Genomic DNA, 24,527 nt, shown 5'->3' on the forward strand with positions numbered 1-24,527 from the left:
CGTCTTCCGACGACAAATCCGCTTTCAGCATCGCGATATCCCGGCTATTTCCAGTATTCGCTAGGCTTATGAAAGACTTATTATCGTTGTGCGCCACTCGATTATTCGCACGGCTTGTAATGCGTGTCTTTGCAAAACGAAACATTTCTTTTCGGGACAATCTGGCAATACGCCACCGGAGATTTGGTAAGATCAGCGAGGTCTTGACCGATCGCCGACATCCATCCCAGACAAGCGGAAACGATATGCGGGCGTGCGGGCACGGTGCCGTCCGCCGACCCGCTCCGGGAGGACGCGATGGGTCTTGTCACGGGCGGCGCAGGCCGCTTTCTGGCGCTGGCGACCTGTGTCGCGATTCCGGCCACGGCGGCCGGGACCGGCGGCGGACAACGCCTCGCCGCCCTCTACGCACAGGACGGGCGGCGCGAACTGACGGGGGCGGATCTGGAGCGCTTTACCGGCGCGGGCGTCCTGTGGTGCCGCCGCCCGGACGGGATCCCCCAGAAAGCCGCCGCCGCCTGGCTGATCGGGACCCGCTCCCTCGTGCTGATGAACGCGCACAATTTCCGCAATCGCCAACTGGAGGTCACCCGCACCGTTGCCGATTGCTACTTCCAGATCGCCGGCCGCAATTACGGCTTCGCGCCGGACTTTCTGGAACTCGGCATCGAGCCGGAGGCGCGGCGCCTGCACATCACCGACGACTGGGCGCTCCTGCGCCTCGCCGAGCCGGCCGAGGCACGGCCGCAGCCGATCCCGGACGCCCCGCACCTTCCGACCGGCGACCTGACGCTCCCGGTGACGATGGTCTCCCCCGCCGGCCACGAGAACTACCGCGGTCAGAGCAGCCGGGAATCCTGTGCCATCCGGCGGATCGATCCGCCCAGCGAGGGCGACATCCGCCGCGCCCGCCACGACTGCAACGACGGCTACGGAGGGTCGGGCTCGGGCCTGTTCGACGAGGCCGGGCATCTCGTCGCGATGCAGAGCGCGTCGCTCTCGATGAACCAGCGCCACGCCTTCGACATCGAGTTCCACTACGGCTCGGCCCTGCTGATCGAGGGCCGGCTCCGCGAGGCCCTCCGGGCGCAGGCCCGCTAGGGCCGTCGGTCTGACCCGCCCGCCCGGCATCCGCGTCGGCGGCGCGTGCCGGATCCGCCGTCCGGCCGCACGGCTTCCCGGAGGCATTCCGGTAAGCCTCCGGTAAGCAACGCGGCGATTTCCGCACCGCCCGGGCGCTAATGCCTCGACGGCGGTGCCGAGGAGCGCCAAAACTTAACGTTGAGCCTCGAATCTGGTCCCGCGAGGGTGCCGGGATGCCAGCGGTCGGAACGTTCAGGGTCTGCGAGCCGGGAAGGCTGCCGCTCACGGAGGCCGTGGGGGAGGCTGTGGCGGAGGCGATCGCCCTGCCATCGGTGCTCGTCACGATGCTGGGCAGCCTGATCGAGGCTTGGCCCCGGCAAATCTACACACAACCCTTGGTGACAACGCGCTTCCTCGGCCAGCGCACCACCTACGTCTGCGACCCCGGACACATCCGCAGCCTGCTGGTCGATCAGGCCGAGGCGCTGGAGCGGGAGCCGTTCATGCTGCGGGCCCTCGCGCCCGCCCTCGGCTCGGGCGTCCTCACCGCGGACGGTTCCCACTGGCGGGGGCAGCGCAGGACCGCCAGCCCGATGTTCCGCCCGGACCGGGTCCGGAGCTTCGTGCCGGCCATGGCCCGGGCCGCCGCGGCGACGCGGACGCGCTGGCATGGCGCCGATCCGGCCGGGGCGGAGCGGGACGTCCTGCACGAGATGATGCGCACCACCTTCGAGGTGATCGTCGCCACGATGGTGTCGGGCGATCCCCATCTGGAGGTCGAGCCGTTCGGGCGCGCGATGGACGCCTATCTCGGCCAGACCAGCTGGAAGATCGCCCTCGCGATGCTGCGCGCCCCGGCCTGGGTCCCGCATCCCGGGGCCCGGGGGGGCGCGGCCGCGGTGCGCCACCTGCGCGGCGAGGTCGCCCGGACGATCGCGCGCCGCCGGGCGCGCGGCGAGCCCGGCACCGACCTCCTCGGCCTCCTGCTGGAGGCGCGGGATCCGGAGACCGGACAGCCGCTCCCCGAGGCGCGCGTCGTCGACAACCTGCTGACCTTCGTGGCCGCGGGCCACGAGACCACCGCCCTGGCGCTGGCCTGGACCCTCCGGGTCCTGGCGGAACACCCGGAGGTGGAGGCGCGCGTCGTCGCCGAGATGGCGCAGCTCGGCGACGATCCCGCCGCCGATCCCGAGGCCGCGGACCGGTTGCCCTACACCCGCCAGGTGCTCCTCGAGGTGATGCGCCTCTATCCGCCGGCGCCGCTGATCGTGCGGCGGACCCGGGCGCCGGTCCGGCTCGGGGACAGGGTCGTGCCGGCCGGGCAATCGGTCCATGTGCCGGTCTACGCCCTGCACCGGCATGCCCTGCTCTGGGACAGGCCGGAGGTGTTCGATCCGGATCGCTTCGCCCCCGAGCGGGCCGCCGCGCGCGACCGCTACGCCTACCTGCCGTTCGGAGCCGGCCCGCGGGTGTGCATCGGCATGAGCCTCGCCCTGACCGAGTGCCTCGTCATCCTGGCGACGCTGCTGCCCGCCTTCCGCTTCAGACCGGTCACCCGGGCGATGCCCGCGACGCAGTTCCGCGTGACGCTGCGGCCCAAGGGCGGCCTGACGATGAGGGTCGAGCCCCGCCATGTCGCGTGAGACGTCCGCCGCGGCCGCCGGCCCGGCCGGCGGGCCCGATCCGGCCCGGCGGTCGCGGCGCCGGACGGGATCGCTGCTCGGCCGCCTCCGCGGCCCCGACACGGTCGACGCGCTGCCGAACCGCTACCGGCTGCAGGTGCGCACCGGGCTCCTCGACGAGACGCTGAAGCTCGCCACCTACTCGGCGGTGACGCACCTGATCATCGCGCTGGCCGTCACGTACTTTTTCTGGGGCTCGGCCTCGCACACCTATCTTCTCGGCCTGCTCGCCGTGGTCGCGGCGCTGATCACGGCAACGACCTACACGACCTGGCTCTACTGGCGCGCCTATGCCGGCACCGCGTCCGAACGCAGCGTCCGGTGGGGCTGCCGGATCTCCGCAGGGCTGGCCTTCGCCCTGGGCCTCGCCTGGGCGACCATGCCGGTCGTGCTGTTCACCCCCTGCAGCAGCGAGGAGCGGCTGCTCGTCGTCGCCATCGTGGCGGGCCTGATCTCGGACGCCTACGTGGTCGGGCCGCTCCTGTCGGTCTCGTACCTGTTCGCGGTCCCGGTCATCGTCGGCAGCTTCGTCGGGCTCGCCCGGTCCGGGGAGCCGATCGCGCTCAGCATCGGTTTCCTGCTCACCGTCTACGCGGTGTTCGTGGTGACGAGCGTGCGCCGCATGAGCCGCCTGTCCTGCCAGCGCATCCTGGACCGGGTGCGCGTCGAGGATCAGAGCGAGACGATCGGTCTGCTGCTCAACGCCTTCGAGGCGAATGCCAGCGACTGGCTCTGGGAGACGGACGAGACCGGGCAGTTCCAGCACGTCTCCACCCGGATGGCGGATGTCCTGGCCCGCCCGGTGGAGACGCTCCAGCACGCCCGGTTCCAGGCCCTGCTCGCCGGGCGGGGGAAGGCGCCGATCGAGGCCGATCAGAGCGCCGACCTGCTGGAGCGCCTCCGCGGGGGCACCCCCTTCCACCAGCTCCTGATCGCCGTCGACACGCCGGCCGGCCGGCGCTGGCTCCGGCTCAGCGGCAAGCCCTTCCTCGACCAGGGAGGGCGCTTCGCAGGCTTCCGGGGCGTCGGCTCGGACATGACGGAGGCCCGCCGGACGGAAGCGCACATCGCCTTCCTGGCAACGCGGGACCCGATGACGGGCCTGTCGAACCGGGTCATGTTCCACGCGGTCGCGTCGGAGGCCTGCGCGGCAGCGGTCGCGCAGGGGCCGGCCCCGGTGGTCAGCCTGCTCTACCTCGACCTCGACGGCTTCAAGACCGTCAACGACAGCATCGGCCACGCCGCGGGCGATGCCCTGCTGGGGCAGGTCGGCGATCGCCTGCGCGCCCTGCTCCCGGCCGACGCGCAGGCGTTCCGCCTCGGGGGCGACGAGTTCGCGATCCTGCAGCGCGGCCGGGATGCCGCGGCGGCGCAGGCCCTGGCCGAAGCCATCATCGGGGCCCTGCGCGAGCCCTACCTCATCGACGGCGTCCGGGCGGAGATCGGCGTCAGTATCGGGATCGCCTGCGCGCCCGCGGACGCGACCGATCCCGAGGATCTGCTCCGGAAGGCGGATCTCGCGCTCTACAGCGCCAAGGAGGCCGGCAAGGGGCGCTGGCGGGACTTCGACAGCGGCCTGGAAGTGCGCGTGCAGCGCCGGCGCGAACTCGACGAGGCGATGCGCCACGCCCTCGCCGACGGCGAGATGACCTTGCACTACCAGCCGCTCGTGAGCCTGCAGGACGGCCACGTGGTGGGCTGCGAGGCGCTGCTGCGCTGGACCCGGCCGGGCCTCGGTCCCGTTTCGCCCGCCGAGCTGATCCCGATCGCCGAGGGAACGGGCTTCGTGGTCACGATCGGGCGCTGGGCCCTGCGGCGGGCCTGCACGGAGGCGCTGACCTGGCCGGCAAGCCTGCGCGTCGCCGTCAACATCTCGTCGGTCCATTTCCGCCGGCCCGACTTCTTCGCCGACGTCGCGGCGGTCCTGGCCGAGACCGGCCTGGCGGCGAACCGCCTCGAGATCGAGATCACCGAGTCGATCTTCCTGGCCAACACGCCGCACGTGCTGGACAATCTCCGCTCCCTGCGGGCGCTCGGGGTGCGGATCGCCCTCGACGATTTCGGGACGGGGTATTCCTCCTTGAGCTACCTGACGCAGTTCCCGGTCGACAAGATCAAGATCGACCGCGCCTTCGTCCGCGACCTGAGCAGCCGCCCCGAATGCCTGACGGTGATCGCGGCCATCATGGTCATCGCCCGCGACCTGGGCATCGACGTCACGGTCGAGGGCGTCGAGACCGAACAGCAGGCCGAACTGCTCCGGCTGCGGCGCTGCGACAGCGCGCAGGGCTTCCTCTACAGCCCGGCCCGGCCGCCCGGGGAGATCCCCGGCCTGATCGAGCGCATACGGATCGCGTGCGCGCCGCGCACGGCCGCTCCGGCGGAGCAGACCGTCCGCGCGGTCGCCTGAAGGAGCGCCGGAATCGGCCCGGCCGCGTCGCGGGCGGGGACGGATCCGTGTTGCCACGCGCCCGGGAACGGCTCTAGCGGGGGGCGACCACGCGGAACCGGGGAACAGGCGCGCCATGCCCAAGGTCGTCATCAGCGAATTCATGGACCCTGCGGCGATCGCCGCCGACCTGTCGGGCTTCGACACCCTGTACGATCCCGGACTCGTCGACCGGCCCGAGGCACTCGCCGCCGCCGTGGCGGAGGCCGACGCCCTGATCGTGCGCAACCGGACGCAGGTCCGCGGCGCGCTGCTCGCGGGTGCCCGACGCCTCCGGATCGTCGGGCGTCTCGGGGTCGGCCTCGACAACATCGACGTTCCGGCCTGCCGGGCGCGGGGGATCACGGTCCGGCCGGCGACGGGCGCCAATGACGGCGCGGTCGCCGAGTACGTCGTCGCCACCGCGCTGCTGCTGCTGCGCGGGGCCTATGGGGCGAGCGAGGCGGTCGCGGCGGGGACGTGGCCGCGCAACGCCCTGATGGGGCGCGAGATCGCCGGCAAACGCCTCGGGCTCGTGGGCTTCGGATCGATCGCCCGGGAGACCGCCCGCCGCGCCGCTGCCCTCGGCATGGCGATCGCGGCCCATGACCCGTTCCTGGCCGCCGAGGATCCGGCCTGGACGCCCCCATACGGTCCGGTGCGGCGCCGGGATCTGGAGGCGCTGATCGCGGAGAGCGACGTGCTCTCCCTGCACGTCCCGCTCACCGCGGAGACCCGCGGCCTGATCGACGCGACCGCCCTCGCCCGGATGCCCGCGGGCGCCGTGCTGATCAACGCCGCCCGGGGCGGCATCGTCGACGAGGCCGCGGTGGCGGCCGCCCTGCGGTCCGGGCATCTCGGCGGCGCGGCCCTCGACGTGTTCGACCGCGAGCCCCTCGACGCCGCGGCCGGCGCCCCGTTCGCGGGCGTGCCGAACCTGATCCTCACGCCCCACATCGCCGGGGTGACGCAGGAATCGAACGTCCGGGTCTCGGCCGTCATCGCCGCGGCGGTGCGCCGGCATCTCACGCAGGGCTGAACGCGGGGGATCTGGGCCTTTCGCCCGGCGCAGGCTATCCCATGGATCCGGCGCCGCGCGACCGAGGCTGTCGGGGCAGACCGGGAGGGAGCAGGGGATGACCGATCCGGCACGACGGGCCTTCCTGAAGAGCGCCGCGCTCGGTGCCCTGGCGGCGGGAAGCGGCCTGCGGCCCGCCTGGGCCGGAGAGGACGCGCAGCTGCCCTTCGGCAACGGCGAGCGCCCGCTCGTCGCCTATCCGGGCAAGCGGCCGCTGCTGCAGACCACCGCCCGGCCGCCCCAGCTGGAGACGCCGTTCGCGGTCTTCGACGAGGGCGCGATCACGCCGAACGACGCCTTCTTCGTCCGCTACCACCTCGCCGACATCCCCCTGGAGATCGACCCGGAGGCGTTCCGGCTGACCGTGGGCGGCCATGTGGAGCGACCCGTCGCGCTGTCGCTGTCGGAATTGAAGGCGCTGCCGGGCCGGACCGAGATCGTGGCGGTCAACCAGTGCTCGGGCAATTCCCGCGGCTTCTTCGAGCCCCGGATGGCCGGCGGCCAGCTCGGCAACGGCGCCATGGGCTGCGCGCGGTGGACGGGGGTGCCGTTGAGAAGCGTGCTGGACCGGGCCGGCGTGAAGGCCGGGGCCGTACAGGTCGCCTTCAACGGGCTCGACCGGCCTGTGCTGCCCGAGACGCCGGACTTCGCCAAGGCGCTCACCCTCGACCAGGCCGGCGACGGCGCGGTGCTGCTCGCCTGGGGCATGAACGGCGAGGACCTGCCCTGGCTCAACGGCTACCCGCTCCGCCTCGTGGTGCCGGGTTATTACGGCACCTACTGGGTCAAGCACCTCGATACCGTCACGGTGCTGGACAAGCCCTTCGAGGGCTTCTTCATGAAGACCGCCTACCGCATCCCCGACAATCCCTGCGCCTGCACCGAGCCCGGCCAGGCGGCCGCCGCCACGGTGCCGATCGGGCGCCTCAACGTGCGGTCGTTCCTCACGAATCTGGCCGACGGCGCGCGCGTAACCGCCGGTCCGGTCTCCCTGCGGGGCATCGCCTTCGACGGCGGCTCCGGCATCCGGACGGTCGCGGTCTCCACCGACGACGGCGCCACCTGGACCGAGGCCGCGCTCGGCCGGGATCTCGGCCCCTACGCGTTCCGGCCCTGGTCGCTCACGGCCGCGCTCACGCCGGGCGCCCACGCGATCCGGGTCCGGGCCACCGCCAACGACGGCAGCAGCCAGCCGACGGCGTCCCGCTGGAACCCGTCCGGCTACATGCGCAACGGCGTCGAGACCACCCGGGTGCAGGCGGCGTGAACGCGAACGGGAGGACGAACGGGATGCGTATGCTTCTGCTCGGCGCGATGATCGGGGGCCTGACGGCCGGCTCGGCCTGGGCCGCGCCACGGACCTACGCGGTTCCGGACCCGACCGCGCAGCTGCGGCCGCCGAAGGCGGACAGCCTGGCTGCGGGCTACGAGGCGGCCCAGGCCAATTGCCAGACCTGCCACTCGGTGGACTACATCGCCACGCAGCCGCCCGGCCGCGGGAAGGCGTTCTGGGATGCCGAGGTGTCCAAGATGATCAAGGCCTACCACGCCCCCATCGAACAGGCCGATGCCGGCGCGATCGCCGCCTACCTGGCCGATACGTATTGAGAGGCCTGGAACGACGCCCGGGCCGGAAACCCGATCCGGGTTGTCAGCGCAGGGCGAGGGCCTGTGCGGCGTGCGTGGCGACGGCCTGAACGGCCGGAAGATCGTACGCGTAGACGCGACCGGCTAGGATCGCCAGGGCCAGCGTCCAGAACACCGCACCGCCGACGCGACGGGCCGTGCGGTCGCCGGCCGCTGTGGCCGGGCAGGCGCGGGCGACGCCGTCGGCGACGGGCTCGCCGAACGGATCGAAGGCCGGCGACTGGTTTTCGGAGGCGCTGCGCATGATGGCGAATGTCGCGCTCGGCCTGTCCCTTCGCAATGGACGCGTCTTTCGTATTTCTCTGTCCGGGGAGATGCTTGTTCTCTATCCGCCATCGGCGGCAGACAGGTTCTTCTCAGACCGCCGTTCCTGCCGCCGGAAGCGGCACATCTTCGTCTCCACAGGGCGCCGGCGCGGCCGGCCCCGGGCCGGCGGGGGTATGATAGGCCATGCGCTCCCGGCGTCCCCGCAGGGGCTCGCGGCTGACCTCGCGCCACGCCTCGACCGGGGCCCCGGCGGCGCGCCGCGCGGCCTCGGAGACCAGGATCGGGACACCGTGGAGCTTGGTCGCCTGTTCCAGGCGGGCGGCGACGTTGACCGCATCGCCCAGCACCGTGAACTCGTAGCGCGCCTCCTCGCCGATGATCCCGCAGAACACCTCGCCGTAATGGACGCCCACGCCGATGCGCACGGTCCCCGTGGGCCCGGCTCTGTCGGTCCAGCGGGCGATCACCGCGACGAGATCCTGGGCGAAGGCGAGGGCACGGGCGGCATCGTCTGACCTGGGCTCGGGCAGGCCGAACACCACCAGGGCACCGTCGCCGATGAACTTGTCGACCACCCCGCCTCGGAGGCGGGCGAGGCGCGTAACCCGCCGCCGGAAGGCGGACAGGAACTCGGAGAGCCGGTGCGGATCCAGGTTCTCGGCCAGGGTGGTCGAGCCGCGCATGTCGACGAACACGATGGCGGCCTGCTGGCGGCGGCCGGCCTTCAGGCTCCCGTCGCCGTCGGCGAGCCGCAGGACCAGCTCCTGCGGCAGGAACCGCGACAGCCGGTTGCGGCGGGTCGCCTCCCGCAGGGCCGAGACGGCGAACAGCACGAACAGGACGGCGAGGGCACCGACCATGATCCAGAGGGCGAGGGCGATCCGGGACACCGTCGCCTGCCGCCGCTCCATCCTGTCCGCCTCGTACGTCTCCATGCGGCGCACGCGGTCGCGGATCGCGTCCATCACCTGCTTGCCGCGTCCGTCCGCCACCGAGGTGTAGGCCGCGGCGCTGTCGCCGCCGCGCATCAGGGCGACGCTGGCACCGAGTTCGTCGAGCTTCTCGCGGATCAGGGCGGCCAGGGTGTCGAGTTCGGCCCTCTGGTCGGCGTCATCCTGGACGAGGTCGCGCAGCCAATCAAGCTGGCGGTCGACGTTCAGCCGGCCCTCGGTGAAGGGCAGCAGGAAGGCCTCGTCGCCGGTGAGCAGGTAGCCGCGCTGGCCGGTCTCGGCGTCCTGCACCGCCGACAGCACCCGGGCGAGGCGGCCGTCCACCGCCACGGTGTGGCGCACGGCGTCGATGCCGCGCTGCTGGTAGACGAAGGCGCCGAGCGCGATGGCGGTCATCACCAGGATCGTGGCGAAGCCCACCGTCATCCAGGTCACGGTGCGCGAGCGCAGGGATCGCTGCACCCGCGCCTCGACGCGGTCCCGGACGGAGGCGACGTCCGGCGCGGGCACGGTGGCGGGACCGGACATGTCAGGCCCCGCCCGCGCCGTGCAGCCGGACGGACCGCCCGATCCGCCCCCCGCCCTCGACCGCCTGCGTCCGGCAATCCGCGATGGTCGCCCGCGCCGTGTCGATGGCGACGGACGCCGCCGACAGGATCCGGGTGTCCGGCTCCCGCTCCCGGGCGTAGCGCACCACGTCCATGGCCAGCGCGTCCACCTCGACGGTGAGCGCCTCGATCGCCGCCGGGTCGCGCAGCGCCCGGGCCTGCCCGGCGATCTCCAGAAGCCGGTCCATGATCTCGTCGATGCGCTCCCGGCGCAGGCTGGCGAGGCGCTTCCGGATCCAGGCGAGCACCGAGACGAGGCCGCCCGCCAGCGCGCCCAAGAGGTAGAGGGTGTCGCCGTAGCGCTCGATGAAGCCGTGCTGGTCGCGCTCGTAATAGTCGATCGCGCCGGGATGGATCGGGATCCGGGCGCTGGTGGCGGCCACGGTGGTGTCGTAGGCCGGGGCCTGGACGTACTCGGCGGCGTCGGTGGAAAGCGCAGCGGCGCTGCGCTTCTCGAAGAGCTGCTGGGTCACGTCGGCCGCCACCACGCGGCTCAGGGAGGCCCGGGCCATCAGCCGGTACGAGGCGCCCACCGTCTTCACGTCGTCGGCCGGCAGCTTCGGGCGGCCGCCGAACAGGCCGCCCGGGACGGTGACCGCCTGGAGCCGCGGGAAGCGCTCGATCACGGCGCCGTCATCCTCAACGGCGACGAACGCCACCTTGCCTCCGCGGGCGACGCCCTGCACGGCCGAGACCAGGGCCAGCGCCTTGGGCGCCGAGGGGGCGATGATGCTGACGAAGGCGTCGATCCGCCTCTCGCGGAAGGCGCCGGCCACCGCCTCCTGATCGACCGGGACCAGCAGGACCGTCGAGTCCCGGGCCGGGCCGGCGGCCTCCTCCAGGGTGAGGCCGTAATAGCCGAGGAGATTCCGGAGCAGCCAGAGATCGGCGTCCCGGTGCGCCGCGATGCCGAGACGCTTGCCGGCGAGCTTCGGGAAGCTCGTGATCCCGGCCTGCTCGGGCGAGGCGATGACCATCGCCTGGTCGCGCAGGATCGCCAGGGTCAGCCCGTTCGTCGGCAGCAGCACGTCGGGGCGGACCACCGCGAGGTCGGCCCGGCCGTCCTGCAGGGCGGCGGCGCTCTCGCGCACGTCGTCGAAGGACAGGATCTTCAGGCGGACATTCTCGTGGGCGGCCTCGAGCGCGTCCGCGTAGGCCTTGATCAGGCCGGGCTCGGTGCCGTCGCGGGGCGCGACCGCGATGGTCAGGACCGTCGCCTGGAGCAGGACCCACGCCGCGATCCCGCCCGCGCCCAGGAGGGCGGCGCCCGCCAGGAGAAGCATTTCCCGGCGCAGCAACCAGGCGGGCAGGCTCCACATCGGTCCGGATGCTCAGAACAGCGAGATCAGCACGATGCCGGCCACCATCACGGCGGCGCCGATCAGGCGCGGCGGGCCGGCCTTGACCTGCTTCATGCCGAACCAGCCGAAATGGTCCAGGGCCACCGAGGTCAGGAGGTTGGCGGTGATCAGCAGGCCGTTGAACGCCCCGGCCCCGACCTTGTCGACGAAGAGCAGCCCGGCGAACACCGCCACCGCCCCGGTGATCCCGGCGAGCGGCATCCACCAGCGAACGCCCGCGATGTCGTCCCGGGTCGGCAGCGGCGACGGCCGCAGCAGGAACATCAGGGCGAACACGAACACCACGGGCACGAACGACACCGTGGCGGCGAGCCAGGGGTTCTCCAGGGCGCCGCGGAGCTGCGCGTTCCAGACCACGCCGATCGCCATCAGGGCGCCGGCCACGAGGATGAACGGGTAGAGCAGCTTGCCCGACATCCCGTGCCCCTCGCCGTGGCCCTCGCCGCCGTCGCTCCTGCCCCCCGAGCGCGCGATGAAGATCACGCCCACGGCCATCAGCAGGCCGCCGAGCCAGGGCATCGGCTTGAAGCCCGCGGCCTGCAGGCCGAACAGGCCGAGCGCGTCCATCGCCAGGGAGGTGAGGATGTTGGCGGTGAGGGTCAGGCCGTTGAACGGCCCGGCGCCGACCTTGTCGATGAAAGCCAGCCCCCCGAACACCGCCACCGCGCCGGCCAGGCCGCCGAGGGGTGCGTACCAGGGCATCTTGCTCAAGCTGTCGAGGCTCGGCAGCGGCGTCGGCATCGTGAAGAACAGGGTCGTGAACACGAAGACGATCGGCAGGAACGACACCGTCGCGGCGAGCCACGGATTGACCATGCGGCCCCGCAGCTGCGCGTTCATGGCGTTGCCGATCGCCTGCAGCGCGCCCGCCACCAGGATGAAGGGATAGAGGAGGGCTGCCGTCACGGGCGCGGACCTTGGGTTTCCGGGAAGGGATCAGACGAGGAGCAGGCCGGCGAGCGCCAGCGCGAGGGCCGGCGGCATCACCAGCAGGCCGAGCTTGAGGAAGGTCCAGGCGCCGACATCCTGGCCCTCGCGGCGGATGGCGGTGAGCCAGAGGATCGTGGCGAGCGAGCCGGTGACCGAGAGGTTCGGCCCGAGATCGACGCCGATCAGGATCGCGCCCGCGACCTTCTCGGGAACGTGGGCGGCCTGCACGGCGGCGCCCGCGATCAGGCCGGCCGGCAGGTTGTTGACGAGGTTGCACAGCACCGCGACCAGGCCGCCCGCCCCCCAGGCGGTGGCCTCCGGAGCGGCGTGGGCGTAGCCCTTGAGGAGGTCCGCCAGCATCGCCAGGACGCCGGTCTTCTCCAGCGCCTCCACCAGCACGAACAGGCCAGCCACCAACGGCAGCACGCTCCACGACACGTCCTTGGCCACCTCGACGAGGCCGCCGCGCTTGAGCAGCAGCACGACGATCGTGGTGGCGAGCCCGGCCACGAAGGTCGGCAGGCCGAGGTCGAGGCCGAGCGCCGAGGCGGCGATCAGCACGCCGCCGGTGGCCACGATGCCGATCCCCGCCACGAGGCCGGTGCGGGACAGCGACACGGCCTCGACGTCGGTGGCGACCTCCTGCCCGCGCAGGGTCTTCGCCTGGGTCAGCCGCAGCACCGCGTAGGTCGTCGCGATGGCCAGCAGCGAGGGCAGGGCGAACAGGCCGAGCCAGCGCACCAGCGGCGGCATGTGCTCGGCGAAGACCACGAGGTTCGCCGGGTTCGAGATCGGCAGCACGAAGCTCGCCGCGTTGGCGATGAAGGCGCAGATGAACAGGTAGGGGAGGGGGTTCTCCACCTTGGCGGCCTTGGTGGCCGCGTAGACGGCGGGCGTCAGCACCACCGCGCAGGCGTCGTTCGACAGGAACACCGTGACCACGGTGCCGACGAGATAGACCAGGGTGAACAGCCGCGTCGCCGAGCCCTTGGCGGCGCGCACGGCGATCGAGGCGAGCCAGTCGAACAGGCCCTCCTTCCGGGCTACCTCCGACATCAGCATCATGCCGACGAGGAACAGGTAGACGTCGGTCCCCTTCAGGACGCCGTCCCAGGCGGTGGCGGGGGCGAGCAGGCCGAGGGCCACGAGGGCGCCAGCGCCGAGCACGGCCCAGATCGCCTCCGGCCACGCGAACGGCCGCAGGATGACGCCGAGGGTGGCGAGCGCGGCGATCGCCCAGGTCGCGATATTGGGGGTCAGCGTCAGCGCGCCCATCGGGTCCGGTGGTCCTCTGGTGGAGTGGATCGTGCGGTGCGGTGTGCAGCGATTCGGGTGAGTCCGGCTACCAGGGCCGGCCGTTGCGGTTCGGGCCGAGCTGGTCGCCCCGAAGCCCCTTCTGCGGCCAGGCGGGGAGCCGGGTGGCGTCGCTGCCGGGGCGATCGGGTGCGGGCGGCGGGACGAAGCTCCGGCCCACGGGCTCGATCACCTCGGTATCGGCCTGCCCCGTGCCGTCCGTGACCGTGACCGCGAGGCGGCGGGCGCCCTCCGGCCAGGGAATGCGGGCATGGACGGTGCGCGGCCCGTCCGGCACCATCGCGTGGGGCCGCCCGTCATCGACGCGCACGCAGCAGCACCAGTCGCCCTGCGGCCTGTCCGACAGCACGAGGGCGCGCACGGAGATCCGGCCGTCCGCCATGGCGAGGGGCGCCGTGGCGAGGCGCCGGTCGGCGGGGCTCGTGATCATCACGAAGGGCAGCGCCCGGTCGAGGGGCTTGAACCGCCAGCTCGTGACCGGCCCGTCGATCGCCGCGACCGCGTAGCCCACCGAGCCGTCCTCGTTCTGGCCGACGGAGCGGGCCGCCGCGTAGAGGGTGCGCCCGTCCGGGGCGAGCTCGTTGTAGTGGGTGTGGCCCATCTCGACGAGGCGCACGCCGTGGTGGCGGATCAGGCCGGCCAGCGCCGCCTTCTCGTCGGGCACGCAGAGATCGTCCGGGTAGGTGTGGGTGAAGACCGCGCAGGGCCGGCCCTCCTCGTCGGCCCGGGCCAGCTCCTCGGCGAGCCAGGCGAGCTGGCAGGGGCCGAGCCGGAAGTCGAGGCCGAACCCCTTCCGGCCGTAGCCGGGGCTGACCATGTCGAGGAACAGGCAGCGCACGCCCGCGAACGTCTCGGCGAAGTAGTAATGCGTGACGGGGGCCGGGTCGTGCGGGCGCGGCAGGTCGTGGCGCCGCGCCGCGTGGCCGCCGCCGCGGGGGCTGCCCGCCACCGCGGCGAACAGCGCGTCGAAATCCGTCATCGTGCCGTGCTGGCGGTCGTGGTCGCCGGCGATCAGGCGCACCGGCAAGTCCGGGTGCCGGCGCAGGGCCTCGCGCAGGACCGCGTATTGCTCCGCCCGCCCGTCCTCGGCGAGATCGCCCGGGAGGTAGGCGAAGTCGAGGAGGCCGTGTCCGTGCAGCCCGTCCACCTCCGCGAGGATCGCCCGCAGGTCGGCGGCATGGGGGTCGGAACTCCGCTCCAGATGGAGATCGCCGACATGCGCGAAGGCGAAGACACCGTGATCTGCGGTCATGGCGCGCCCACGGGGCCGGACACGGCCGCGTGGGCCGCGCGCGCTCTGTCGTTCCCCTGCGCCATCATGCTCCCCGGACAGGCCAGCCCGCCCCGGCCGGGGATCGGCCGCGGTGGTCGCGACCGGCCCGACGTTTCGGACACGGCCGGGTTCCGGATTCGGGATGATGCCCGCGGTGGCGGGAGCCTACATTTTCGTGAGTCAGGGCCGTACGCGCCGTCGAGCCGGGAAAGTGTCGCGAAAACAGACACTCGATGTCTTCTCGCGCGACAGATCTGCGGGGATCGCCGTCGGCCGTGGACGCGGACGTCGGGCGCGGTCCCCAGGCTGTGCCGGCGTCGCCTGGGTGCCGCCCAACGGGGCACGGAATCCTCCCGCGCAGGCTCATCCCCCGGATCCAGGGCTATCGGTCGCGGCCTGTTCGCGGACGAACGCGGTCTTGGATGAGCCACGGTTCGTGCTCGATGACCGGTACGGTCCCGATCCGACGGGCACTGGTCCGGTCTCGTCCGAGACGAGGCTCGAGAGGCGCCGTACGGGATGCACGCAGCATCCGCATCCCCCTGACCGGGCCTTCCGGAGATCTTTCATGTCGCCAAACGATCATCTTTGGAATTTCGGATCGCGTTGAGCTGATCTAGACTTTCTCAAGAAGCTCATCCGGACAAGATTGTGCCTATCGAATCGATGGATCGCCCGCGCCTGCGCGTCGGATGCCGACCGTTGTCTCGCGGCTCCACATCCGGAATTGCCCGATCATTGCCCCGCCGGAGTCCTGCCCGATGAAGATCCTGCGTCTCCTCGCCGTCGCGGCGCTCTGCCTCGGCGCATCCTCCGCCGGGGCAGAGGCCCTCCGGATCGGCGTCGTGCCCGGGGCCTACGGCGATGCCGTCACGGTGGCGGCCCGGGAGGCCAAGGCGGAGGGCCTCGACGTGAAGGTGGTCGAGTTCAGCGACTGGACGACGCCCAACGTCGCGCTCGATGCCGGCGACATCGACGTGAACTTCTTCCAGCACCGCCCCTTCATGGAGAACGCGGCCAAGCAGAAGGGCTACGCGTTCGACATCGTCGGGCAGGGGATCCTGTCCAATATCGGCCTGTACTCCCTGAAGCATAAGCGCCTCGACGAGATCCCGGTGGGCGGGTCGGTGGCGCTCGCCAACGATCCGGTGAACCAGGGCCGCGGCCTGCTGCTCCTCCAGAAGGCCGGGCTGGTCAGGCTGAAGGACGGTGTCGGCTTCCTCGGCACCCTCGACGACATCGTCGAGAACCCGAAGAAGCTGCGATTCACCGAGGTCGAGGGACCGCAGCTCGCGCGGATCACCGGCGATGTCGATCTCGCGCAGGGCTATCCGCATTTCATCGTGGCGGCCGGAAGCTTCGACCCGACCAGCGGGCTGATCTATTCCGGCATCGAGGACAAGCTGTTCACGGTCAGCTTCGTCACCAAGACGTCCCGCAAGGACGACCCGGCGATCCGGAAGTTCGTGACCCTGTTTCAGAATTCGGACGCCGTGAAGCGGCAGATCCGCAAGTCCTTCGCCGACAGCGACAAGCTCTACCTGCTGGCGTGGCAGAACTGATGGTCGGCCTCGTCTTCGACAGCCTGCACACTCCGGGCACGCCGGTCGCGACCGGACGGCGGAGTCCGGGCGCCGCGGCCACCGCCCCAGGTCCGGCCGCAGGTCCGGCCGCAGCGCCCGGCCGGAGGCCCGGCACGGTACGGTTCGAGGCGGTCTCCAAGACCTATCCGTCCGCCGCCGGACCGGTCCGCGCGCTCGACAGCGTCGACCTCGCCATTCCGGCGGGGGCGATCTTCGGCATCATCGGCCGATCGGGGGCGGGCAAGTCGAGCCTCCTGCGCATGGTCAACCGGCTGGAGGCGCCCACCTCCGGCCGGGTTCTGGTCGACGGCGCCCCCGTCGATGCCCTCGACACCGACGGGCTCGTGGCCCTGCGCCGGCGCGTCGGCATGATCTTCCAGCACTTCAACCTGCTGGCGGCCAAGACCGTCCGGCAGAACGTGGCGCTGCCGCTGACGGTCGCGGGCGTCCCCAGAAGCGCGATCGGCCCGCGGGTCGCGGAGGCGCTGCGCCTCGTCGGCCTGGAGGACAAGGCCGACACCTACCCGTCGCGGCTCTCCGGCGGCCAGAAGCAGCGGGTCGGCATTGCCCGGGCCCTCGTGAGCGATCCGGAGATCCTGCTCTGCGACGAGGCGACCTCCGCCCTCGACCCGGAAACCACGCTGGCGATCCTCGACCTGCTGCGCGACATCAACCGGCGCCTGGGGATCACCATCATCCTGATCACCCACGAGATGCACGTGATCCGCGAGATCTGCAGCGACGTGGTGGTGCTGGAACGGGGCCGGGTGGTCGAGACCGGGCCGGTCTGGCGCGTCTTCGGGGCGCCCGAGCACCCGACCACGCAGGCGCTGCTCGAACCGCTGACCCGCGGCCTGCCGCCGGATCTGGCGGACCGGCTGCAGCCGCTGCCGACACCCGGCGGATCCGCGATCCTGCGGATCACCTGGGCCGGGCAGGGGACGCCGGATCTCTCGGGCCTCGCCGTGGCGGCCGGCACGCCGGTGCGCCTGCTCCAGGCCGGCATCGAGCGGATCCAGGGCCACGCGGTCGGCCGGATGCTGGTCGCCGTCCCGGGCGCGGATCCGGACGTGGAGGCGCGCCTGCGGGCGCTCGGCGGGGCCGTCGAGAGGCTCGGCTACGTCGCCCCGGAAGCGGAGGCGGGGTGAGGCGACGATGGGCCGCCTTCCCCGCGGAATCCGGCAGAGACTCCGCCGCGCAAGCGGTTCCCCCTCGAACCCACCGACCCGGAGCCCCGCATGACCCCGCAGATGATCGACCGCCTCTGGCAGGCCTTCCTCGACACCGGGCTCATGGTCGGGGTCTCGGCCGGGATCGCCGTGCTGGCCGGCCTGCCCCTGGCGCTGTTCCTCGTCATTTCCGGGCCCGGCGGCATCGTCCCGGCACCGGCGGCCAACCGGGTGGTCGGGGCCGTGGTCAACGGCTTCCGGGCCGTGCCGTTCATCGTGCTACTGGTGGCGCTGATCCCGTTCACCCGGCTGGTGGCCGGCACCACCATCGGCGTCTGGGCGGCCATCGTGCCGCTCGCGGTGAGCGCCACCCCGTTCTTCGCCCGGATCGCCGAGGTCTCGCTGCGGGAGGTGGATGCCGGCCTGATCGAGGCCGCCCAGTCCATCGGCTGCCGACGCCGGCACATCCTCGCCCACGTGCTCCTGCCCGAGGCGCTGCCGGGGATCGTCGCGGGCTTCACCATCACGGTGGTGTCGATGATCGGCGCCTCCGCGATGGCCGGGGCGGTGGGCGCGGGCGGCCTCGGCGACGTCGCCATCCGGTACGGCTACCAGCGCTTCGACACCACCGTGATGATGGTGGTGATCGCGATCCTGATCGCCCTCGTGTGCGTGGTCCAGTTCGCGGGCGACACCGCGGTGCGGCGGCTCCGGGCCCGCTGACGGCCCCGCGCCCCGGCACGAGGCGGCCCGCACCCGAGGCCGCATCCCTGAGGCTGAACCCGTAAGCCTGCACCCATGAGCCTGCACCCATGAGCCTGGACATGGACGAATCCGTCGCCGACGGGGCGGCCGAGCCGATGCCCCCGCCGCCGTCGCCCCCGCACCGGATCGGATCCGACGCCGAGGCGATCGCGGCCGCACAGGCCGTGGCCCGGATCTTCGCGGCGGGCGCGGCCGAGCGCGACCGCGACCGGCGCCTGCCCTGGGGGGAGATCGCGGCGTTCACCGACAGCGGGCTCGGCGGCCTCACGGTGCCGCGGGCCCATGGCGGCGCGGAAGTCTCGTACGCGACGCTGGCCGAGGTGTTCACGATCCTGGCCGCCGCCGACGGCTCGGCGGCGCAGATCCCCCAGAACCAGTTCGGCGTCCTGGCGCTGGTCGCGGTCGCCGCCAGCCCCGCCCAGCAGGCGCGGATCTACCGCGACGTCCTCGCCGGCCACCGGATCGGCAATGCCGGCCCCGCCCGCAACGGCAAGGCGATCACCCGCGTGGAGACGCGGCTGACATCCGGGCCGGCGGGCCCGCGCCTGAGCGGCCACCGCTTCTATTCCACCGGCGCGCTCTTCGCCCACTGGATCCCGACCCGCGCGGTCGGCCCCGACGGAGGACCGCTCCTGGTCTTCGTGCGCCGGGACGCCCCGGGCGTGCGGGTCGTGGACGACTGGCAGGGCTTCGGCCAGCGCACCACGGCGAGCGGCAGCGTGATCTTCGAGAACGCCCCCGTCGAGGCGGATCTGACGATCGACCTCGCGCCCCTCGCCGGGCGCCCGGGCCTGTTCGGGCCGATCTCCCAGCTGATCCACGCGGCGATCGATGCCGGCCTCGCCCGGGGCGCAGTCGCCGCGGCCCTCGACTTCCTGCGCACCCGGACGCGGCCCTATCCCTTCACCGCCGAGACCGTCGCGGAGGATCCCCACATCCTCGGCGAGGTCGGACGGCTCACGGTCGACCTCCACGCCGCCGAGGCGGTCCTGGCCCGGGCCGGCCGGACCCTGGACCGGATCGCCGCGGCCCCCGTCACCGCCCAGAGCGCGGCCGAGGCCTCGGTGGCGGTGGCGCAGGCGAAGATCCTCACCACCGAGGTCGCCCTGGAGGCCTCCGAGCGGCTGCTCGAACTCGCCGGCGCCTCGGCGACCCGCGACGGGTACAATCTCGGCCGGTTCTGGCGGGATGCCCGGGTCCATACCCTGCACGACCCCGTGCGCTGGAAGTACCACCTCCTCGGCAACCACGCCCTGAACGGCGTGCTGCCGGCCCGCCACCAGTGGAACTGAGGATCGGGCCATGCCACTCCAGCCCCACGAGACCGCCTTCACGCAGGCGCCCGCACCGCCGCGCCCGGTGCCGGTGATCGCCGACGCCGCGGCGGCGCTGGCCATCGCCGACGCGCTGGCGGCCGCGTTCGCGGAGGCCGCGGTCGCGCGCGATCTCGAGCGGCGCCTGCCCGTCGCCGAGGTCGAGCGCTTCAGCGAATCCGGCCTCTGGGCGATCACGGTGCCGAAGGCCTATGGCGGCCCCGGCCTCGACAGCGCCACGGTCGCGCAGGTGATCGCCCGGATCGCCGCGGCGGACGGGTCCCTCGGCCAGATCCCGCAGAACCATTTCTACGCCCTGGAGGTGCTCCGCAACGGCGGCACCGAGGCCCAGAAGCGCGACCTCTACGGCCGCGTCCTGGCGGGCGAGCGATTCGGCAATGCGCTGGCCGAGATCGGCGCGCGGGACCACACCCGCCGCACCCGGCTCGTGCGCGATCCGGCCGGCTGGTTCGTCGAGGGCCGCAAGTATTACTGCACCGGCTCGCTCTATGCCCACCGCATCCCGACGCTGGTCGAGGCCGAGGAGGCGGGCCGCACGGCCACCTACCTGGTCTTCATCCCCCGGGACGCGCCGGGCGTGACCCTGGTGGACGATTGGGACGGGTTCGGCCAGCGGGTCACCGGCTCGGGCTCGGTCCTGTTCGAGCGGGTCGCCGTGGAGCCCGGCTGGGTGGTGCCGTTCCAGGCCTCGCTGGAGCGGCCCACCGCCATCGGCCCCTTCGCGCAGATCCTGCACGCCGGGATCGATCTCGGCATCGGCGAAGGCGCCTTCGCGGCGACGCTGCCCTTCGTGCGGGACCGCGCCCGGCCCTGGATCGATTCCGGCGTCACCCGGGCGAGCGAGGATCCCCTGACCCTCCACGCGCTGGGCGACGTCCAGGTCCGCCTCGCGGCGGCCGACGCCCTGCTGACGCGGGCCGGCCGCTTCGTGGACGCCGCGCAGGACGCCCCCGATGCGGACAACGTCGCGGCGGCCTCCGTGGCGGTGGCGGAGGCCCGGGCTGCGAGCCACCGGGCCGGGCTGCTGGCGTCCAACAGGCTCCTCGAACTCGGCGGCACCTCCGCCACCGACCGGGCCGAGGCCCTGGACCGCTACTGGCGCAACGTCCGCACCCACACCCTGCACGATCCGGTGCGCTGGAAGTACCACTGGATCGGCGCCTACCACCTCGACGGCCGGCTGCCGCCCCGGCACGGAGCGCTCTGATGGCCGCCCAGAAGAAGCAGATCCTGTTGAACGCCTTCAACATGGCCTGCGTGGGCCACATCAATCACGGGCTCTGGACGCACCCGCGCGACCGCTCGTCGGCCTACAACACGCTGGGCTACTGGACCGACCAGGCGAAGCTCCTGGAGCGCGGCCTGTTCGACGGCCTGTTCATCGCCGACATCATCGGCGTCTACGACGTCTACGGCGACGGCATCGACGTGACCGCCCGGGAGGCCGTGCAGCTCCCGGTCAACGACCCGACCGTGATGATCACCGCCATGGCGGCGGTGACCGAACATCTCGGCTTCGGGGTGACGATCAACGTCCACCAGGAGGCGCCCTACACCTTCGCCCGGCGCCTCTCGACCCTCGACCACCTGACCGGCGGCCGGATCGGCTGGAACATCGTCACCGGCTACCTCGACAGCGCCCACCGCGCCCAGAGCGGCGGCACGTTGCCGGCACACGACCGGCGCTACGACTATGCCGACGAGTATCTGGAGGTTCTCTACCGGCTCTGGGAGGGCAGCTGGGACGACGCCGCCGTGCGCCGCGACCGGGCGGCCCGGGTGTTCAGCGATCCGGCCCATATCCGCAAGGTCGCCCACCGGGGCGAGTTCTTCGCGGTCGACGGCTACCACCTGTCCGAGCCGTCGCCCCAGCGCACGCCCGTCCTCTACCAGGCGGGCGCCTCGGGCCGCGGCCGCGCCTTCGCGGGCCGCCACGCCGAGTGCGTGTTCATCTCCGCCCGCGACACGGCCACCGCCCGCGAGTCCGTCCGCGCCATCCGGGCCGAGGCGGTCGCGGCCGGCCGCAATCCCGACGACGTGAAGGTCTTCGTCGGCCTCGCGGTGATCCCCGGCCGGACCCGGGCGGAGGCCGAGGCCAAGCGGGACGAATACCTGTCCTACGCGAGCCCGGAAGCGGGGCTCGCGCATTTCTCCGCCTCCACGGGGATCGACTTCGCCCGCTACGGCCTCGACGAGGCGATCCCCTACGCGCCGGGCAACGCCATCCAGTCGGCCACGGCGGCGGCGGCCAGGCGCGGGCTGACGAAGCGCGACCTCCTGGCCGAATTGCAGCTCGGCGGCCGCTACCCGGTGCTCACCGGCGACGCGGTCGCCATCGCCGACGAGCTCCAGGCCTGGATCGAGGAGGGCGAGGTCGACGGCTTCAACCTCAGCCGGATCGTCGTGCCGGAGAGCTTTTCCGACTTCATCGACCTCGTGATCCCGGAACTGCAGGATCGCGGCCTCTACAAGACCGCCTATGCCAAGGGTTCGCTGCGGGCGAAGCTCTTCGGCCAAGGGGACCGGCTGCCCGCGCGCCACCCGGCCGAGGCCCACCGCCACCGCGGCGCGCCTCAGCGATCCTGAACCTCGCCGCTCTCGGAGCCGAACCAGCGGCTGTAGATCTCGTCGTAGCGGCCATCCTCCCTGAGGCCGAGGAGGGCTTGGTTGACGCGCTTGCGCCGGGGGTCGTTCGCCGCGAACAGGATGCCGTAGGCCTGCCGGTTGAAGGCCGGCCCGATCAGGCGCAGCGGCGCGTGGCCGGGCTGCGTCGCGTAGTAGCCCAGGGCGGGGGCATCGTAGACCACCGCGGCGACCGTGCCGGCCTGCAGGGCCGCGCAGGCCTCCTCCAGGCTCGCGAACCCCACCGGCGTGGCGAAGTGGTCCGCCAGATAGGCGACCGACGTGGTGTGGGCGACCGTGCCCACCCGCTTGCCCGGCAGGTCCTGCGGGCCGTTGATCGCGCCGCGCAGGCGCTCCACCGTCGCCGTGCTGGTCAGGCCGGCGGTGAACCACGCCACCAGGGCGATGCAGGTGAACAGCCAGACCACCGTGATGGCCCGCGCGAGGGGGCTGCGCGGCATCTCCTCCGCCTGCGCGGCGAGGCTGCTCAGCGCCCACCAGAGGACGTGGGCGAAGCCGTGCGCCGGCCGCGCCCGCGCCGCCATGCCGCCGGGATGGCGGCGTTCGAGCCACCAGATCAGCGCCGCCACCGCGAGGATGAGGGCGGCGAGCCCCAGGAGGACCTGCAGGAAGGTGGCGTCGCTCAGGAGCGCCCGGAGGGCCCGGCCGGTGGCCGAGCCGGTCGCGTCCGGCGCCGCCGGGACGGCGATGCGCAGGCCGGTCTCCAGCATCGTGACCGAGAAGTCGAACCGCCGCTCGCGCTCCGCGGTGATCGACACCGCCGCGATGGCGAGGTCCGCGCGCCCGTCCGAGACCGCCCCGAACAGCGCCGGCAGGTCGTCGACGCGGACGAAGGCGGTCCGGACGCCCAGCTCCCGGGCGATGGCGTTCCAGAGATCGATGCTGAACCCGCGCAGCCGGCCCTCCGCCTCCATGACCAGGGGCGGCACCGGATGCGTCGCGACCCGCCACGTCTCGGGATCGTTCGTGCGGAGCGCGAGGGACGGCCCCTCCGACACGCCCTCGGATGCCGCCCGAGCCGTGTCCCGGGTCTCGGCGCGCAAAGGGTCCGCGGCCACCGGCACGGCGGCCGCGAGGCAGAGGCAGAACGCCACGACGCCCGCAGGCGCGACGGCGCGCCGTCGACCGGTGGACGGGCGCGGCATGTCAGAGGCTCTCGATCCAGTTGCGCAGGACGGCCCCGGGCGCGGGGTCGGGGTGGGCGTCCAGGCGCTGGGACGCATCGCTGGGGATGAAGCCGAACCGGCGCTTGAACGCCCGCCGGAAGGTCCGCTCGTCCGAGAAGCCGACCGCGAAGGCGACCTGCGAGATGCGCAGGGGCTTGGACGCATCGTCGCGCACGAGCATCCGCATCGCCGCCATCAGGCGCCGGTCGCGGATATACGCCACGATGCCGTTGGGGGCGAACAGGCGGTACAGGGTCGAGCGCGACAGGCCGAGCCGCGCCGCGACCAGGGCGGGCGTCAGCTTCGGGTTGCCGAGTTCCGCCTCGACGAGGCGGCGGACGCGGATCCGGACGTCCTGGTTCTGGGACGGGCGCCCCTCCTCCTGGCCGCGCAGCCAGCTGGCGCAGAGCTGGGTGATCGCCGTCGAGGCCGCCAGGGCCTCGCGCCGGTCGAGGAGGTCGCCGCAGGCGACGACGTTGGCGACGAAATTGTGGACCAGCCGCCCGAACGGGTCGCCGTCATGGTCGAGGGGGCGGCCGTGCAGGGCGTCCGGGTGGCAGCCCTGCTTCTCCAGAAGCGCGCGGGGGATCACGACGTTGGTGGCGTCGACCGCGCCCGCGACGATGCGCACGGGCTGGGCGAGATCGAAGACGATGCACTGGACCTCGTTCACCGGGCCGGTGCCGTGATCGGTCTCCACGCGGCTCTGCCCCCGGCGGTAGAACTGCAGCAGGATGTGATCGAGGCCCTGCTGGCCGATCATCTCCCGCGTCCGCACGAGGGTGTGCGCCGGCGCCACCACGTCGCCGACCAGCAGGTCGCCGAGATGGTAGCTGCGCATCGCGATCGGGATGGTGAGATCGGTCTCCGGGCGGAAGCTCACGTCGAAGATGGGCGCGAGATGGTCCTGCCAGGCCCGGCCGAGCGCCTCCGGATCACCGGGCGGCTCGAACCGCAGGCAGGCGACCTCGCCGCCCGGGGCGTCGCCGCCGGCGGGTGCCACGTCCGGGTCCCGGTTTCTCTCCTCGGAAGACATACGTGGAGCCTGACACCTGCTGTTAGCGCGACCGATGAAGAACGAGGGCCTGCCCCAAGGTGACGCGTGGCAACGCGGTCGGGTCGTCCCGCACGTTAGCCGCGTCCACCCAGACAGTCCTCCTATCTCCCGCCGACCCGAGCAGCTGTACACTGTCGTTTGTCGCTGCGGCGTGCGATTCGACGCAGGTGTCGCCCGACCGGGCCGCAG

Annotated in this window: 20 protein-coding genes; 12 read left to right on the forward strand and 8 right to left on the reverse strand. The window is 72.5% G+C overall.

Going from position 1 to position 24,527, the window contains the following annotated elements:
- Positions 1-297: 297 nt before the first annotated feature.
- The 6 genes from MCBMB27_RS18085 to sorB all read left to right on the forward strand — a co-directional run bounded on the left by MCBMB27_RS18085 (position 298) and on the right by sorB (position 7,879).
- On the forward strand, positions 298-1,101 hold the full coding sequence (locus MCBMB27_RS18085; RefSeq protein WP_051976220.1) for a trypsin-like serine peptidase: 804 nt from the start codon (positions 298-300) through the stop codon (positions 1,099-1,101).
- A 215-nt stretch (positions 1,102-1,316) separates the two neighbouring features.
- On the forward strand, positions 1,317-2,726 hold the full coding sequence (locus MCBMB27_RS18090; protein WP_043759520.1) for a cytochrome P450: 1,410 nt from the start codon (positions 1,317-1,319) through the stop codon (positions 2,724-2,726).
- Positions 2,716-5,175: a putative bifunctional diguanylate cyclase/phosphodiesterase gene (locus MCBMB27_RS18095; protein ID WP_075380981.1), complete on the forward strand. Its 2,460-nt coding sequence runs from the start codon at positions 2,716-2,718 to the stop codon at positions 5,173-5,175. Before MCBMB27_RS18090 ends, MCBMB27_RS18095 begins: the two co-directional genes overlap by 11 nt.
- A gap of 115 nt (positions 5,176-5,290) precedes the next feature.
- Positions 5,291-6,232, forward strand: a complete 942-nt coding sequence (locus MCBMB27_RS18100; RefSeq protein ID WP_075380982.1) for an NAD(P)-dependent oxidoreductase — start codon at positions 5,291-5,293, stop codon at positions 6,230-6,232.
- 97 nt (positions 6,233-6,329) lie between these two features.
- Positions 6,330-7,538: a SorA family sulfite dehydrogenase catalytic subunit gene (sorA, locus tag MCBMB27_RS18105; protein ID WP_043759524.1), complete on the forward strand. Its 1,209-nt coding sequence runs from the start codon at positions 6,330-6,332 to the stop codon at positions 7,536-7,538.
- A 23-nt stretch (positions 7,539-7,561) separates the two neighbouring features.
- The gene (gene sorB / locus MCBMB27_RS18110) at positions 7,562-7,879 is read left to right on the forward strand and encodes a SorB family sulfite dehydrogenase c-type cytochrome subunit (RefSeq protein WP_043386636.1); all 318 of its coding nucleotides are present in this window, start codon (positions 7,562-7,564) and stop codon (positions 7,877-7,879) included.
- Between the two features lie 43 nt (positions 7,880-7,922).
- On the opposite strand, the gene MCBMB27_RS18115 is transcribed toward sorB, so the two are convergent.
- The 6 genes from MCBMB27_RS18115 to MCBMB27_RS18140 form a co-directional block, all read right to left on the reverse strand.
- On the reverse strand, positions 7,923-8,162 hold the full coding sequence (locus MCBMB27_RS18115; RefSeq protein ID WP_043386634.1) for a hypothetical protein: 240 nt from the start codon (positions 8,160-8,162) through the stop codon (positions 7,923-7,925).
- Between the two features lie 112 nt (positions 8,163-8,274).
- Positions 8,275-9,663 carry an adenylate/guanylate cyclase domain-containing protein gene (locus tag MCBMB27_RS18120; RefSeq protein ID WP_236952739.1) on the reverse strand — a complete coding sequence of 463 codons (1,389 nt, stop codon included), beginning with the start codon at positions 9,661-9,663 and terminating at the stop codon, positions 8,275-8,277.
- Position 9,664: 1 nt separating this feature from the next.
- Entirely contained in the window at positions 9,665-11,062 is a 1,398-nt protein-coding gene (locus tag MCBMB27_RS18125) for a TAXI family TRAP transporter solute-binding subunit (protein ID WP_075380983.1), read from the reverse strand.
- Positions 11,063-11,074: 12 nt separating this feature from the next.
- A complete protein-coding gene (locus MCBMB27_RS18130; RefSeq protein ID WP_075380984.1) occupies positions 11,075-12,010 on the reverse strand; it encodes a DMT family transporter in 936 nt (311 codons plus the stop codon).
- A 30-nt stretch (positions 12,011-12,040) separates the two neighbouring features.
- Complete coding sequence (locus MCBMB27_RS18135) at positions 12,041-13,309, reverse strand: arsenic transporter (protein WP_043352329.1); 1,269 nt, start codon at positions 13,307-13,309, stop codon at positions 12,041-12,043.
- 67 nt (positions 13,310-13,376) lie between these two features.
- A complete protein-coding gene (locus MCBMB27_RS18140) occupies positions 13,377-14,600 on the reverse strand; it encodes a metallophosphoesterase family protein (RefSeq protein WP_075380985.1) in 1,224 nt (407 codons plus the stop codon).
- A gap of 782 nt (positions 14,601-15,382) precedes the next feature.
- On the opposite strand from MCBMB27_RS18140, the gene MCBMB27_RS18145 reads away from it, so the two are divergent.
- From MCBMB27_RS18145 to MCBMB27_RS18170, 6 genes are all read left to right on the forward strand, one after another.
- On the forward strand, positions 15,383-16,183 hold the full coding sequence (locus MCBMB27_RS18145) for a MetQ/NlpA family ABC transporter substrate-binding protein (protein WP_043352335.1): 801 nt from the start codon (positions 15,383-15,385) through the stop codon (positions 16,181-16,183).
- Positions 16,183-17,352, forward strand: coding sequence for a methionine ABC transporter ATP-binding protein (locus tag MCBMB27_RS18150; protein ID WP_043386625.1), 1,170 nt, complete (start codon positions 16,183-16,185; stop codon positions 17,350-17,352). Before MCBMB27_RS18145 ends, MCBMB27_RS18150 begins: the two co-directional genes overlap by 1 nt.
- 90 nt (positions 17,353-17,442) lie before the next feature.
- Entirely contained in the window at positions 17,443-18,096 is a 654-nt protein-coding gene (locus MCBMB27_RS18155; RefSeq protein ID WP_043352323.1) for a methionine ABC transporter permease, read from the forward strand.
- 89 nt (positions 18,097-18,185) lie between these two features.
- Complete coding sequence (locus MCBMB27_RS18160) at positions 18,186-19,430, forward strand: SfnB family sulfur acquisition oxidoreductase (RefSeq protein ID WP_075380986.1); 1,245 nt, start codon at positions 18,186-18,188, stop codon at positions 19,428-19,430.
- 10 nt (positions 19,431-19,440) lie between these two features.
- Positions 19,441-20,679 (forward strand): SfnB family sulfur acquisition oxidoreductase, encoded by a 1,239-nt coding sequence (locus MCBMB27_RS18165; RefSeq protein WP_053610243.1) that lies wholly within the window; start codon positions 19,441-19,443, stop codon positions 20,677-20,679.
- Positions 20,679-22,058, forward strand: coding sequence for an LLM class flavin-dependent oxidoreductase (locus tag MCBMB27_RS18170; RefSeq protein ID WP_075380987.1), 1,380 nt, complete (start codon positions 20,679-20,681; stop codon positions 22,056-22,058). The genes MCBMB27_RS18165 and MCBMB27_RS18170 overlap by 1 nt, the downstream gene beginning before the upstream one ends.
- Here the strand turns inward: MCBMB27_RS18170 and MCBMB27_RS18175 are convergent.
- Together MCBMB27_RS18175 and MCBMB27_RS18180 are read right to left on the reverse strand one after the other, a co-directional pair.
- On the reverse strand, positions 22,046-23,260 hold the full coding sequence (locus MCBMB27_RS18175; protein ID WP_075380988.1) for a transporter substrate-binding domain-containing protein: 1,215 nt from the start codon (positions 23,258-23,260) through the stop codon (positions 22,046-22,048). The genes MCBMB27_RS18170 and MCBMB27_RS18175 overlap by 13 nt on opposite strands.
- A 1-nt stretch (position 23,261) precedes the next feature.
- The gene (locus MCBMB27_RS18180; RefSeq protein WP_236952740.1) at positions 23,262-24,284 is read right to left on the reverse strand and encodes a helix-turn-helix domain-containing protein; all 1,023 of its coding nucleotides are present in this window, start codon (positions 24,282-24,284) and stop codon (positions 23,262-23,264) included.
- Positions 24,285-24,527: the final 243 nt, after the last annotated feature.

Origin of the sequence: Methylobacterium phyllosphaerae (genome assembly GCF_001936175.1) — a bacterium.
Taxonomy (GTDB): Bacteria; Pseudomonadota; Alphaproteobacteria; order Rhizobiales; family Beijerinckiaceae; genus Methylobacterium; species Methylobacterium fujisawaense.